Source organism: Maribacter flavus, from assembly GCF_008386635.1.
Classification (GTDB): Bacteria; Bacteroidota; Bacteroidia; order Flavobacteriales; family Flavobacteriaceae; genus Maribacter; species Maribacter flavus.
Genome location: NZ_VUOE01000001.1, coordinates 1,875,318 through 1,890,312, shown reverse-complemented (window position 1 = coordinate 1,890,312; position 14,995 = coordinate 1,875,318). Strand labels below are relative to the sequence as shown.

The window sequence follows — 14,995 nt, the reverse complement described above, 5'->3', positions numbered from 1 at the left end:
CGATAATTTTAATTTTTACAGAACAATTATTCGATAAAAGGAGGGGTTCATTCGAATTAAATACGTTTATTGACTATATGCCCCTAGTTTTATAGGGGTATATCAAAATAAAATATACATTTAACAAAACACCCTCCCTCTTTAGTATACCTCTAAAGAAGGAGGGTGAGAATAATGTTACCACTTGCCTTTAAGTACTTGGCATAGTGGTAAACCCTTTTAACCAACAATGTTTACAATTCTACCGGGAACTACAATAACTTGCTTTGGTTTTCTTCCCTGTAATTGTTGTTGGGTTTTTTCATGGGCCATTACGGTAGCTTCAATTTCCTCCTTGGTCATATCCATAGGCAGTTCCAATGTAAACCGCATCTTCCCGTTGAAAGAAATGGGGTATTCCTTGCTGCTTTCTACCAGGTACTTTTCCTCGAATTTTGGAAAAGGCGCTTTGGAAATGGACTCCGTGTGGCCCAATTGCTCCCAAAGTTCCTCCGCAATATGTGGCGCATAGGGCGACACCAAAATGGCCAAAGGTTCCAAGATGGCCCTGGAATTGCATTTTTGCGCGGAAAGTTCGTTCACACAGATCATAAACGTGGATACCGATGTATTGAAACTGAAGTTCTCGATATCCTCCTCTACTTTTTTGATGGTCTTATGCAAGGTCTTGAAAGCCTCCCCCGACCCCTCTGAAGGAGGGGTGTCCGACACGTAGAATTCTGCGTTAGGACCGGAGTGATAAAGCCTCCAAAGTTTTTTCAAGAAGGAATGCACACCTGTAATCCCTGCCGTATTCCAAGGCTTGGATTGCTCCAAGGGGCCCAGGAACATTTCGTACAACCGTAGACTGTCCGCTCCATATTCTTCACAGATGGCATCGGGATTGACGACATTGTATTTTGATTTGGACATTTTTTCGATTTCGCGAGTAAGCTTTAAAGACCCTGAGTTTTTTGTGATAAATACTGAATTAGAGTATTCTTCTCTCCATTGTTTATATTTAGAAATATCTATTTCATCTGAGGAGTCTACAAGTGAAACATCGACATGAAGTTTTTGAACATCAAAAGAACCATATTGTTCAACAAAATTGAAAAGAGGGTTATCATCGTAGTCGTATTTTGAATCTTTTGAGGGGTTTTCAAATGAATCAAACATATCCGAGTCAACAAAAACAAAGAATGGATAGTTATTCTTTATAAATTGAAGTCTTATGGCAAAAGCACTTGTCCCCGTAATCATCCCCTGGTTGATCAACTTTTTAGCAAACTCATCCTTTGGTACCAATCCTTTATCGAACATAAATTTTTGCCAAAAGCGGGAATACAATAAATGCCCAGTAGCATGCTCGCTACCGCCAATATATAGATCTACATCCTGCCAATAGTTGATGGCTTCTTGCGAAAAAATTTCCTCATCATTATGCGGGTCCATGTAGCGGTTAAAATACTGGGAACTTCCGGCCCAACCGGGCATGGTGTTCAGTTCTAAAGCCCCTCCCTTAATTTTGCCACTTCGACTACGCTCAGTGTCCGAAATGGCCTTCTCAAACTCTTCTCTGGATACTACTTTTCCTTCATCCCCATATTGCAGCCAATGCCATTTTTTGGCATTTCCCAAGGGTGGTTCGCCTGTTTCGGTGGGTAGGTATTTGTCTACTTCGGGCAATTCCAAGGGCAGGAATTTTTCATCCAGCATCTGGGGCATACCATCCGCATCATAATAGACCGGAAAAGGTTCGCCCCAATAGCGCTGGCGGCTAAAGACGGCATCGCGCAAACGGTAGTTCACTTTACCTTTTCCCTGTCCTATTTTTTCCAACTCGGCTATGGCCTTTTTGGTAGCTTCCTTATACCCCAATCCGTTCAAAAACCCAGAATTCTTCAATACAAACCCGGATTTTTCGGCATAGGCACCATTTTCCAACAGCGCATCGGCATCCTCAGTTCCCTCTTCAGGGGTTAGGGGGCTAAATATGTTAGGAATATCAATTCCAAAATGCTTGGCAAAATCATAGTCCCGTTGATCACCACAGGGAACGGACATCACCGCCCCCGTTCCATAACCCGCCAACACATAATCCCCGATCCAAATGGGCACCCGCTCTTTGGTAAAAGGGTGTTCCGCATAGGCGCCCGTAAAGGCACCGGTGATGGTCTTAACATCCGCCATACGATCACGTTCGGAACGTTTCGCCGTGGCCTCGATGTAGGCCTCAACCACATCCTTTTGTTCAGGGGTTGTGATTTTGGACACCAGTTCATGCTCCGGTGCCAAGGTCATGAATGATACACCGAAAATGGTATCGGGACGGGTGGTGAAGACTTCTATTTCGTATGGGTGATTGAGCGGAGTCGAAATCACATTTTCGTCACTTCGGCTACGCTCAGTGACCGTATTGTTCAAAACTTTGAAAGTGACAGAAGCTCCCTCACTCCTACCAATCCAATTGGTCTGGGAATCCTTTAGAGGCTGCGGCCAATCGATTTTGTCCAGCCCGTCCAGCAAACGTTGGGCATAAGCAGTGATGCGCATGCTCCATTGCGTCATTTTTTTTCGGATGACCGGATGGCCACCACGCTCTGAAACTCCGTTTACAATTTCGTCGTTCGCCAAAACCGTACCCAAGGCAGGGCACCAGTTGACTTCGGTATCGGCTAAATACGTAAGTCTATATTTTAAAAGTAAGGCCTGTTTTTCCTTGGATGAAAATGCATTCCATGACTCCGCTGTAAAATCAGGAGTATCGTCATCACATATTGCATTCACCGTGGTATTTCCTTCTTTTTCAAAAATCTGGATCAAACTTTCTATGTCCTCTGCCTTATCGGTATCCGTATTATACCAGGAATTGAACAGTTGAATGAAAATCCACTGGGTCCATTTGTAATAGCTAGGGTCCGAAGTACGCACCTCTCGGCTCCAATCGAACGAAAAGCCCAATTGGTCCAACTGCCTCCTGTAGGTCTTGATGTTCGTCTCCGTTGTAATGGCAGGATGTTGCCCAGTCTGAATAGCGTATTGCTCCGCCGGCAGACCAAAAGAGTCATAGCCCTGCGGATGCAACACGTTGAATCCCTTGTGTCTTTTATAACGGGCATAGATATCACTGGCAATATACCCCAGCGGATGTCCTACATGCAGTCCGGCCCCAGAAGGATAGGGGAACATATCCAACACGTAAAACTTCTCCTTGTCCGATACATTTTCGGCCTTGAAGGTTTGGTTTTCCGCCCAATATTTTTGCCACTTGGCCTCAATTTCGTTGAAATTGTAATTCATTCTTTCGATACTAATACAGAGGTCCAGCCAGATTTTAGCCACATTACTATCATATTCCAGACCTTTTGTTAGGCCACAAAAATAGGCCTATTCGACGAAAGTTGAAAAGATATTGACGAATTACACGCAGTCACCCATTGAACCAAAAAAGAGCAACTTTCTATACCAAAACCGTATCTTTAGTACCGTGAATACCACAAGTCCCAAATACTTTCTTTGTTTTGTCCCCCTCCTGGTTTTGGTCTCCCTGGAAGGAAGGGCGCAGTTAGGTTTTTGTACGGGCAGCTCTGGAGACCCCATTTTTACGGAGGATTTTGGTTCTGGTACGGTGGACGGACCTGAACTTCCTCCCGGGACCACTACCTATAATTTTACCACGGGAACGCCCAACGATGGCGACTATACAATTTCCAGCACTACCAATTATTTTGATTGGCAGAACGTACAGGACCACACTCCCGGAGACACCAACGGAAAGGCATTTATCGTAAATGCCAGTTTTACGGCCGGAGAATTTTATCAGCGTGCCGTAACAGGTCTGTGTGAAAATACCACCTATGAATTTTCCTCTTGGCTCATAAATCTGCAGAGTACGGGTGGTTGCGACGGAAACAATATTCCCATCAACGTTCGCTATCAGATCTGGGACGAAACCGACACCAATCTTTTGGCCCAAGGGGATACTGGAAATATTCAGGCCATGACCACGGCAGCCTGGCAACAATTTGCCTTGGTATTCCAGACCCTGCCTGGGCAGACTTCCGTCATCCTCAAAATGCGGAACAATAGCAATGGTGGGTGCGGGAACGATCTCGCCATTGACGATATTGTCTTTAAATCCTGTGGCGATAGCGTAAGCGTAGCCACAGACCAAGCCGAGGATTTCATTGTAACCTGTGAAAATCAAGGAGTCGTTGGCGCAACGCTTGTGGCCAATCCTGATAATTCCATTTTTTCTACCCATGCCTATCAATGGCAGGAAAGCACGGATAATCAAGTTTGGACCGATGTACCTGGTGAGACCTCAAACACATTTACCACCCCACTGATAAATTCGACGCGTTTTTACCGCGTAAAAGTAGCGGAGGACCCGATCAACGTATCCAATGACCTTTGTAATGTGCTATCCGATGTGTTCGAAATCAATATCGTGGCCATCCCCCCACCGCCCACAAGCAATGGCGACGTGTCCGTATGCGAGAATGAAACCGCCACTTTAACCGTGGATAGTGCTGATATTTATAGTGTAAATTGGTATGATGCCCCTACTGGGGGAAACCTACTTTTGGAAAACAACAGGGAGTTTTCCCCCACCGAAGCAGGCACCTTCTATGCGGAGGCGAATTCGAGTGAAGTCGATTGTCCGTCCGCTACCAGAACGGCAGTCACCCTGACCTTTAATCCTTTACCCCAAGTTTTTGACAGCACTGAAACTTTTTGCGAGGGGGATACGGCCATGTTATCCGCTGAAATTGACAATGTTAGTTATACCTGGAGTACTGGGGAGACTACACGCGACATTTCGGTTAACGCTCCCGGGGAGTATACCGTGACCGTCACTGATAGCAATGGATGTTCCAGTACGCGAACCATTAAATTGGACCAAATTGATGCACCAAAATTGGATACGATTGAATCAGAAGGGCGCTCCATCATCATCACGACCCAAAATACAGGGGATTTTGAATACTCTTTGGATGGAAGCAGTTTTCAGGACAGCCCCATTTTTGAGGCCGTTACGGGAGGGCCTTATACCATATCCATTAGGGACAAGACCAACTGTGGCATCGTCACGACCGATTATCTCCATATTTTTGTCCCCAATTTCTTTACACCGAACGGCGATACCTCCAATGACTTTTTAATTCCGGAAGGCATTGAGTCCTTTAACAATGTGGAGCTTTCCATCTATGATCGGTATGGGAAATTATTAAAATTTGGCAGTGGTACAAATGCCTCTTGGGATGGAAACTTCTTGGGCGCCCCCATGCCAGAATCGGATTATTGGTACCGGATAAAATTGGACACCTTGGTCCGTACCGGGCATTTCACCCTAAAGCGGTGAGTGTTCCTATTTTTTATGATTCAATTCACATTACTTTTCTATTTTTACATGCCGATACGTTACTATGAGCAAAGCATTTGAAAGATATCAAAGAAGGAAATTGATCTCGTCCTATTTCTCGGTCGTATTGAGTATTGCCTTGGTGTTGTTTCTTTTGGGCATTTTGGGATTGCTGGTCCTAAATACCAAAAAAATGGCGGACCGATCCAAGGAGCAGATTACCATTTCCATTTTTTTAAAGGAAGATGCCAAGGATATGGAGGTGGAGCAATTGCAGAAAACGTTGGCAATGTCTGAATATACGAAGTCGGCCACCTATGTATCCAAAGAAGAGGCTGCAGCCCAGCACAGCAAGGAAATAGGGGAGGATTTTGTGGATTACTTAGGCTATAATCCGCTTAAGAATTCTATAGACGTTAAATTGAATGCCGATTTTGTCACGGCCGAAAAGGTTGCGGAAATAGCCGCCACCCTGGAAGAGAAAAGTTATGTGGACGAGGTAAGCTACGATCGGGTATTGGTAAGTATGGTCGCCAAGAGTGTAGAAAAAATAGGATTTTGGATTTTGGTGGCTAGTGCCATTTTTACCGTAATCGCGGTATTATTGATCAACAGCTCCATACGGTTATCCATCTATTCCAAAAGGTTCATTATCAAAACCATGCAAATGGTAGGGGCCACAAAAAGCTTTATTCGAAAGCCCTTCCTATGGCAGAACATCAAATTGGGTATGTTGGGGGCGCTCCTTGCGCTTTTGGCCATTGCAGGGGTAATTTATTACGTGAACACCAATTTTCAGGACTTGGGACTTTTGGAAGACCCTATCATCCTGGTTATTCTCCTGGTTGGTGTGTTTCTTTTGGGAATTGTTATCTCCCTCCTCAGCACCTACTTTGCCACCCAGCGTTTCTTAAATCTCAGAACAGACGAATTATATTACTAAATTTGCCAAATGAGTAAGAAGGACAAAGTAAACCAGAACCCTAGACGGGAATTTATTTTTCAGAAAAAGAATTACCTTTTCATGTTCATTGGCGTTGCGTGTATCGCCTTGGGATTTATACTGATGAGTGGCGGTGGTAGTGATGACCCAAACGTTTTTAACCCGGAGATTTATAATTTTAGAAGAATCCGATTGGCACCTACCTTGGTCTTGATTGGCTTGGGAATAGAGGTCTACGCCATATTATTGAATCCTCACAAAAAGAAAGACTAAGTTGGATATTTTAGATGCAATCATACTCGGAATCGTTCAAGGTTTGACCGAGTTTCTTCCAGTTTCCTCTAGCGGACATTTAGAATTGGGCAAGGCAATTTTGGGCGACAATTCCGTTCCCGAGGAAAGTTTGCTGTTTACCGTGGTGCTGCACTTTGCCACGGCTTTGAGCACCATTGTGGTGTTTAGAAGGGACATTGGGGAAATCATTAGGGGACTATTTCAATTTAAATATAACGAGGAAAGCCAATTCAGTGCGAAAATCATCGTTTCCATGATTCCCGCAGTTTTGGTGGGCCTGTTTTTTGAAGAACAGTTGGAGGCTTTTTTTGGGGGTAACGTTATGTTCGTTGGTTTTATGTTGTTGATTACGGCCGTATTGCTCTATTTTGCCGATAAGGCGAAGGACACGGATAAAAAGGTAGGCTTTGGGAGTGCCTTTGTCATAGGAATTTCCCAGGCCATTGCCATGCTGCCCGGGATATCAAGGAGCGGGGCCACCATTTCCACATCGGTACTTTTGGGCGTGGACAAATCAAAATCTGCCAGGTTTTCCTTTTTAATGGTGGTACCCCTGATATTCGGTAAAATCGCCAAGGACCTGTTGGGGGGCGAACTTACGTTTAACGGCGAAAACAATATGGCCATGGTAGCCGGATTCTTGGCCGCCTTTGTTGCAGGACTGGCCGCTTGTACCTGGATGATTCAACTGGTGAGAAAAAGCAAGCTTTCCTATTTTGCCATCTATTGTCTAATCGTGGGCCTAATTGCTATCATCTTCGGACTTGCAAATCCGTAGACCTTAAATACAAAACTTTAATGGAGACCTTGACCAAGGAAGATTATTTGAACGGTCAGCTATTACTTATAGACAAGCCTTTGGGCTGGTCCTCCTTCCAGGCGGTGAACAAGTTAAAATGGGCGATCCGGAAGAAATTCGGGCTTAAAAAAATAAAAATTGGCCATGCCGGTACGCTGGACCCCTTGGCCACAGGACTACTTATTATCTGTACAGGAAAGTTCACCAAAAGAATTCCGGAGTATCAGGGACAGCCCAAGGAATATACGGGCACGATAACCCTAGGGAGTACGACCCCGTCCTATGACCTGGAAACGGAAATTGATGAAAAATTTGCCATCGACCATATTACGGAAGAACAAATCATAAAAACAACCTCACGGTTCATTGGGGAAATCGAGCAGGCCCCGCCTGTTTTTTCGGCCATAAAAAAAGATGGGAAACGCTTGTATGAATACGCGAGGGAAGGAAAAGATGTTGCCATCAACAAAAGAAAAGTGCACATCCATTCCTTTGAAATAACGGCTATAAGGTTGCCCGAAGTCGACTTTAGAATCTACTGCAGTAAAGGAACGTATATCCGTTCCATAGCGCATGATTTTGGCAAGGCCTTGGGCTCTGGCGGGCATCTCTCCGAGTTGAGAAGAACCAAAATAGGCGATTTTAACGTAGATATATCCCAGGACCCATCGGATTTATCGGAACGGATTTTGCAGTAATCGTTATATCGATGAATTTTTAGTAAATTCCCGTTCATCGATTTACTGAAATATTTTTGGGAAAAATCGGTTATATACACATGAATCTCAACAGACAACAACTCTCTTTTTTGATTACCCTGTTTTCTATGGGTATCGTTGTCTTGACATTGTACAATATCCATTTGGGCGGCCAAGAGGAAGACGATGACGACTACGTGGTTGAGATGGTATTGGAAGAACCCGAAGAACTTACTGAGGAAGAGGAAAAAATGCTGGAAGAACTTGCCAATACCGAAGCCATAAAAAGTCATATGGCCTTCAATGAAACGGCCAAACCGAGTGTTGGCAATCCGGAGCCTTTGCAAACTCTAGAGGAACTCATGGAGGAAAGGGCCATGGAAAATAATGGGGAACTGGCCGAAAACCTTATGTCTGACGGCGATTTTGTTGAACGTGTTAAGGAACTCGCAAAGAAAAGAGAAGAGAAAAAGCAACTATTGGGTGAAAAAGAGGCTAAAAAAGAGGAATACACCAACTACCTAGCGGAAAGGCGTACCTCCATTTCCTTTTCCTTGATCGATAGAAACGGATACCGTTTACCTCCCCCTATTTATACGTGTATCGAAGGCGGAAAAGTTGTGGTGAATATAGAAGTCAATAACCTGGGTCAGGTAACCGATGCCAGTTTTAACGAAAAAAGCTCCGGCACTTCAAACGGCTGCTTGGTAGACAATGCCATTGCCTATGCCTATAAGGCACAATTTAGCGTTTCCGATAAGCCAAGTCAGAAAGGCACGATCACGTATCTATTTCAAGGAAAGTAGGAGTAAAAGGTCCTCCAGTATACTCTGTCCCTTATCCTTATTGTACCATATCTGAAGCTGCTCCCTAAAGGCAGCGGTCAAAGTACCATGCTCCTTTTTAAAGGCCTCTACCAATTGGATCGCGTTGGACGAACGGGGACCCCAGGTACCAAGAACCCTATTGGATTCAGGTTCAAGTTGTACGAGTTTTGGAATGGACCATGCACTATTGGTCAAAAATTGCCGCATAAGCTGCGGATGTTCGTCCCTTAAAATGATTTTAAGGGAAATGTTGGGATTGATTTTTGCAATCTTGTTCATAACGGGCAATGCGGGCGATGCGTCCCCGCACCAACTTTCCGTAAACACCAACCAATTTACCTTATTTGGGAAGGATTTCAAGAGGCTCACAGATTCCTCGGAAAATTTTAAGGTCTTATCCCATCGCTGCATGCGCTTTGCGTTCAACTTGGTATAGTTTATATAAGCCTCTGTAGCATCCTCTCCCGTAGATTTTCCCTCGTTAGCCAAGCTTTGCACCAAGTGCGAATATTGATTATATGTAAAAGCGACTTCAAGTGCGTTGGCCAAAGATGTCTTTGTAAATACTTCCATAGTATCGTCAATTCAAAATTGATTGGTTGGGAATATTTACCAAACCTTACATTTTATTACGGACAAAAGAAAGGGCCGGTCTTTTAAGAAGAGACAAGACCGGCCCAAACTAACCAAACCAAACAAAACTCACATTCCCAAATAAGGATTAAAATTCTTCGGCAAATAAAGTGAGGTATCAAAACCAAGGTCTACCTCATCCTCATCCTCCATAAGTATTAACGAATCGATGTTCAATTCCATCCCAAAATAAGGGTCGAAATCCGGGGACAGAAACAAGTAGGGGTCAAAACCAAGGTCTACCTCATAGTCCACCTCTATTAATGACGGCCCCTCATTTATTAACAACTTGGGGGTGCTAAGGGCTCTACAATCCAATAGTTCGCATTCCTTGGAGACCTTGCTATGTATAGGTTCAACGTTTTGATCTAGCTCTTTGGCATGGACCATTGAAAAAGTTAAAAACGAAATCAACAAAAAATAAAAATTATTCTTCATATATATTATTAATTAATACTGTGCAAAGATACTGACAGCAAGAAGAATTTAAAATATATACTATGTTAATTGAGTGTTAAACTTTCTTTTTTAATAGTATTACTATTATTTTATATTTCTCTTTTTAATCATCCCACCCCGTGTGTCGTTTATTTTGCTCATAACTACGAAGGCCTTTGGATCTATTTTGGAAATTTCAATATTCAATTTCCGAATCTCCAACCGCGTAATTACCGTAAAAAGCACATCGTATTCGTTATGAGCGCCATTCTTTCCATATCCTCCCTTTGCGGGATAAATAGTCACTCCCCTTCCCAAAACATTGATGATCATATCTCGAAGCTGTTCGCTATGATCTGAAATTATGGTAACCCCTGTGTATTCCTCGATACCTTCTATTACAAAGTCCAAGGTTTTGGATGCCGCCAAATAGGTTAACATGGAGTACAGGGCGGACTCCACTGAAAGCAAATACGCTGCGGCCATAAAAACCAAAACATTGATGAGTATGATGATGTCCCCAATGGTCGTTCCCATCTTCCTACTCAAGTAGATGGCCAAGATTTCGGTTCCATCCAATACACCACCACCCCGAACGGAAAGTCCTATACCTGCACCCAGAAAAAAACCACCGAAAACGGCTACCAAAAGTTTGTCTTGGGTAACTTCTGGGAAATCCAATGTTACCAAAACAAAAGCTAATCCCACAATGGCTATGGTGGTCTTAATCGTAAATTGTCTTCCTATGACCTTATATCCCAAAAAAATGAAAGGTATATTAACAAGAATGATCAGTACATACAAAGGTATTTCATAGACCTCAGCCAAGAGTAAGGAGATACCCGTTGCACCACCATCAATAAATTGATTTGGCAATAGGAAACTTTCCAATCCAAATGCGGCAGCGAGAATTCCGCTCAACAAAAAAAAGGCGTCCTTGACAAATTGCTTAAGATTTGGGCCTATATGTACATTTGATATTGCCATAAACGGGAAAATTAAAGATTCACGGGGTTCACGGCCAAACTGTTGAAAAGCTTTGCCTTGGCCGTATAATATTTATTCTGGACTTCATTCTGTTTCAGTACCGCATCGATAAGTTTACTTTCCCTTGAATTTATTAGGAAAAGAGAGCTCTCACCAAAACTAAACTTTCGTTCTTCGGCCGTCAATAGACTTTGATAATTTGTAACAATATCCAAAATCAAACGGTTTTGATCTTCAAATGAATCCAACTCATTATAGATGGCTATTACCTTATTTTGTATGGCCACCTCTGCATTGTCATATTCCAACCGTGCATCCTGTAATTTGATTTTCGCCAATCGTAAATCGCCGCGTTCCTTTCTAAGGAATAAAGGCAACTGAAAGGTTACTCCTCCTTTGTAATAATCAGTCTGAAGTGAATTCGCCAATTCCGGAGTTTCCGTTAGCAGATTATAATCTACATCAATGGTAGGCAGGAGTTTATTTGTTTTCAATCTTTTGTCCACAATGAGTCCATCGACCTTAAACCCCAGACTTTTCAATTTTGGGTGGTTTTCCAAGGAAAAGCTGTCCAAGGGTTTGCCTAAAATTTCAAAAGTTTCATCGATTTCCAAGTCCAGATTGTCCTCTGGGATTACATTGGACTGCAAATTCACTGGGATATTATCGCCCAACCAAAGGAAATTAGAAAGTTCCATAGATTTGTTCAACAAAGTAACCCGTGCCTGTTCCAGTTCCAAGGCCCTATTCTGTACCGCAATTTTCGCTTCTACCGTATCAATGGCGGCGATATCACCTGCAAGGGCACTCTTTTTTATTCCAGTAAAACGGATTTGGGCATTTTCCAAAAAATTCGAATATACTTGACTATCCCTATAGGCCTGTAACCATTTAAAGTAAGCCAAAGAAGCATCGAACAATATTTGGTTCACGAGCAAATCCCGGTCTGCTTTACTTTGTTCCCTGAAAAACTTGGCTTGTTTTAGGGTTGCCATACGTTCGTTTATCCAAGAACCACGTCCAAGTGATAGGGAGATACCAGCGCTATACAGTCCGTTTTCCGGTACGGATTCCTCGGGGTTTATAAACTCGCCCTCATTCTGCTCAAAATTACCCTTGAGTTCTATACCATACCATGTGGGTATCTTGAAGGTCGCGTTTAAACGGTCATAATACTCCGTACCCTTAAAATCCTTACGTTCGTAGTCCACATCCAACTTGGGGTCAAAACCGCCCCTTGCCTTTAACAAGTTTGCCTGACCCGTACTTAAGGCAAGTTCCGCCTGCTTGGCGATTGGATGAAATCTTTTGACATATCCAAGATATTCGTTGAACTTAAGGACCAACGTATCGTTTTGCTGCCCGTTTACCAAAAAACTACAGAAAAATAGTAGTATTAGGAAAAAATACTTGTTCATAGTTATTTTTTGACCGGTTCCGCTTTCGCCCCCTCCGGTTGGTAATAATTTGGAGGGAAGCCATTCAATTGTCTCCATAGTTCAAACCAAATAGGAACATCATCCAACAAGGCTATAGTATTGGCACCTGAACCCACTCTAAGATCTTTCGGCCATGGATGGTCCTCAGGATCTGGGGCCAACAAAATTCTGTATTTTCCATTTTCGCTGATGAACGTTTCAATGGCAACGACAACCCCTCCATAGGTACCGTAGGATACATTTGGCCATCCGCTGAAAATAATGACGGGCCATCCGTCAAATTCTATTCTTGCTTTCTCTCCTAGGTGCATCAATGGCAAATCTATGGGCTCTATAAAGGTTTCCACCGCCATATCATATTTTGCCGGCATAATGCCTACCAAACGATCTCCTTCTTTAAAGGTCTCTCCTATACCAGCTTGAATGGCCTTGTTTATAAATCCGCTTTGCGGTGCCCTAATATAATAGAGGTCGTTGCGGATAGAATAATTGGTAAACTCGTTCTCTAACTTGGTCACCTGTGCCTCAGAATCGAACTGACTGGACTGCGCAGTAAACTTATCGCTACGGGCCTTTGCAATCTTATCAGCATATTCTGCCTGTACCCTTGTGATTTCCACTTGGGCATTCAAAACTTCGTTTTTACTGGCCAACAACTTATTTTCCTGTGAGATCAGTTTCGCTTGGGTTTCCTGCAACTTCAATCTTTTTTCCTCTACATCGGTTACGGCCTTAAGACCTTCAGACTCCAATTGGGTGGTACGGTCAAATTGTCTTTGTGCAATGGTGATGTTAGTCTTTGCCGCTTCCAAGTCAATACTATCGCTCTGTACTTTCAACCTTGCCTGAAGCAATTTGTTCTGTGCCTGTTCCAATTTCAAGGAGAGTTCCTTGTTCAAGGCACCTATCTGGGTTTCTAGTGCCTTCACTTTTTCCTGATATGAGGTGACAGACATTTCCTTTGCTTTGATCTGCATTCCAGTTCGCTCCACCAACCTTGGATCAAAATATTCGTTTTTTACTTCGGATATATGTAATATGGTATCCCCTTTTTCCACAAAGTCGCCCTCTCTTACAAACCACTTCTCTATACGCCCAGGAATTGGTGATTGTATGGTCTGAGGCCTTTGATCGGGTGTTAGGGTGGTCAAAAAACCCCTTCCGCGAACGTTCTGGGTCCATGGTAAAAAGAGCATGATAATAAAGATTACCGCAAGCACAATCAGAAAACGGTTGAAATGTTTATTGTACTTGTGTTGGCTGACCCTTTGCACAGCTTTGTAACCCGATAGGTCCACGCTTCTATTTAATACGGTTTTAGATATATTCAACATAGCGCTATTCGTTGTTTATAATTTTACCATCGGCCAAATTGATTATACGGCCACACCTAGTTACCCATTTTGGGTCATCACTTACGACCATTAGACTCCATGGCCTATCCGGATGTGTGAGATAATCCATGATGCGATCCGCCTCTTCAGCATCGAATTGATCCAAGGGATCGCGAAGAACCAGTAGCTTGGGCCGTTTGACCAAACTTCTGGCCAACACAATTTTCTTGGCAACGGTATAGGAAATTTGCTTGCCTTCGGGAAAAATCATGGTATCCAGGCCATTGTCCATTTCCCTAACGATATGGCTAAGTCCCGTAACCTCCAAGGCCCACAAAACATCCTCCTTAGGTATGGTAGTGTCATTAAAGGTTATATTGTTCAACAGTGTACCTTCAAAAGGAGTCTCCAACTTTAAGGATTGCCCCACTTTTGACCTAAAGTGATTTAGGTTTTCTGCCTTTAGTCGTACACCATTTACAAAAATATTGCCTTTAGTTGGCTCTATGAGTCCGGAAACAAGATGTAAGACACTGGATTTTCCGGCGCCATTCGTACCTCTTATCAATATTCTGTCCTTTGAATTTATCTGAAGGGAAATACCATCCAAAATGGGCTTTTGCCTGTCCGGTACCGAGTAGGTAATAGTATCGAGCTCTACTTTAAAATCCTCTTGGTCCAGAAGTTCAAGGTCCTTCTGCTGGGGTTCCACTTCCATATCGACCACCTGCCCCAATTTTTCAAGAGCGGTCAACACATCATAAAAGGACTCGAGACCAACGATTAACTTTTCCACGGAACTAATAACCAGTAGGATTATAATTTCCGCAGCTACGAACTGGCCAATATTCATTTCCTGATTGAGTACCAAAAGTCCACCAATGATCAATAGTCCCCCAGTAACCAAAATTTTGAAACCTACCATTTGGATAAACTGAAGCACCAAAATTCTAAAGTGGTTTTCCCTTGCTTTTAGGTAACCTTCGGTCAGATAGTCGTTCTTTTCAAGGGCGTGACTTGTCTTCCCCGATAATTTAAAGCTTACGATACACCTGGCCACTTCCTGAATCCAATGGGCCACCTTGTACTTTTGTTTGGATTCCAGTAAACTTGTTTCAAGACCCTTTGTAATGGTGTACTTAAAGACCACATAGATCAAACCCAACAATAGAATTCCGTAGGCGATAAAAAACGGATGATAAAGACTTAACAGCAATAGACCGAAAATAATTTGAAGTAATGCTGTGGGAAAGGCA

13 protein-coding genes are annotated in these 14,995 nt (G+C 43.1%); 6 read left to right on the top strand and 7 right to left on the bottom strand.

The genetic code is table 11. The features are described 5' to 3' along the window. Positions 1-219: 219 nt before the first annotated feature. On the bottom strand, positions 220-3,282 hold the full coding sequence (locus F0361_RS08260; protein WP_154917985.1) for a leucine--tRNA ligase: 3,063 nt from the start codon (positions 3,280-3,282) through the stop codon (positions 220-222). A gap of 112 nt (positions 3,283-3,394) precedes the next feature. On the opposite strand from F0361_RS08260, the gene F0361_RS08255 reads away from it, so the two are divergent. The 6 genes from F0361_RS08255 to F0361_RS08230 all read left to right on the top strand — a co-directional run bounded on the left by F0361_RS08255 (position 3,395) and on the right by F0361_RS08230 (position 8,887). Further along, positions 3,395-5,347, top strand: a complete 1,953-nt coding sequence (locus F0361_RS08255; RefSeq protein ID WP_154917984.1) for a T9SS type B sorting domain-containing protein — start codon at positions 3,395-3,397, stop codon at positions 5,345-5,347. Between the two features lie 64 nt (positions 5,348-5,411). After that, entirely contained in the window at positions 5,412-6,290 is an 879-nt protein-coding gene (locus F0361_RS08250; protein WP_138256943.1) for a cell division protein FtsX, read from the top strand. Between the two features lie 9 nt (positions 6,291-6,299). Next, positions 6,300-6,563, top strand: coding sequence for a DUF3098 domain-containing protein (locus F0361_RS08245; RefSeq protein WP_138256942.1), 264 nt, complete (start codon positions 6,300-6,302; stop codon positions 6,561-6,563). A gap of 1 nt (position 6,564) precedes the next feature. Beyond that, positions 6,565-7,362 carry an undecaprenyl-diphosphate phosphatase gene (locus F0361_RS08240; protein ID WP_154917983.1) on the top strand — a complete coding sequence of 266 codons (798 nt, stop codon included), beginning with the start codon at positions 6,565-6,567 and terminating at the stop codon, positions 7,360-7,362. A gap of 20 nt (positions 7,363-7,382) precedes the next feature. Continuing rightward, a complete protein-coding gene (gene truB, locus F0361_RS08235) occupies positions 7,383-8,081 on the top strand; it encodes a tRNA pseudouridine(55) synthase TruB (protein WP_154917982.1) in 699 nt (232 codons plus the stop codon). A gap of 80 nt (positions 8,082-8,161) precedes the next feature. After that, complete coding sequence (locus F0361_RS08230) at positions 8,162-8,887, top strand: energy transducer TonB family protein (RefSeq protein WP_154917981.1); 726 nt, start codon at positions 8,162-8,164, stop codon at positions 8,885-8,887. Here F0361_RS08230 and F0361_RS08225 read toward each other — a convergent pair. The 6 genes from F0361_RS08225 to F0361_RS08200 form a co-directional block, all read right to left on the bottom strand. Next, positions 8,870-9,481 carry a thioredoxin family protein gene (locus F0361_RS08225; protein ID WP_154917980.1) on the bottom strand — a complete coding sequence of 204 codons (612 nt, stop codon included), beginning with the start codon at positions 9,479-9,481 and terminating at the stop codon, positions 8,870-8,872. The genes F0361_RS08230 and F0361_RS08225 overlap by 18 nt on opposite strands. A 129-nt stretch (positions 9,482-9,610) precedes the next feature. Then, on the bottom strand, positions 9,611-9,979 hold the full coding sequence (locus F0361_RS08220) for a hypothetical protein (protein WP_154917979.1): 369 nt from the start codon (positions 9,977-9,979) through the stop codon (positions 9,611-9,613). Positions 9,980-10,084: 105 nt separating this feature from the next. After that, a complete protein-coding gene (locus tag F0361_RS08215; protein ID WP_154917978.1) occupies positions 10,085-10,966 on the bottom strand; it encodes a YitT family protein in 882 nt (293 codons plus the stop codon). A gap of 11 nt (positions 10,967-10,977) precedes the next feature. After that, entirely contained in the window at positions 10,978-12,384 is a 1,407-nt protein-coding gene (locus tag F0361_RS08210; RefSeq protein WP_154917977.1) for a TolC family protein, read from the bottom strand. Between the two features lie 2 nt (positions 12,385-12,386). Further along, on the bottom strand, positions 12,387-13,739 hold the full coding sequence (locus F0361_RS08205) for an HlyD family secretion protein (protein WP_138256934.1): 1,353 nt from the start codon (positions 13,737-13,739) through the stop codon (positions 12,387-12,389). Positions 13,740-13,743: 4 nt separating this feature from the next. Then, positions 13,744-14,995 (bottom strand): ATP-binding cassette domain-containing protein (locus F0361_RS08200; protein ID WP_154918535.1); only part of this gene is annotated, 1,252 nt, incomplete at its 5' end.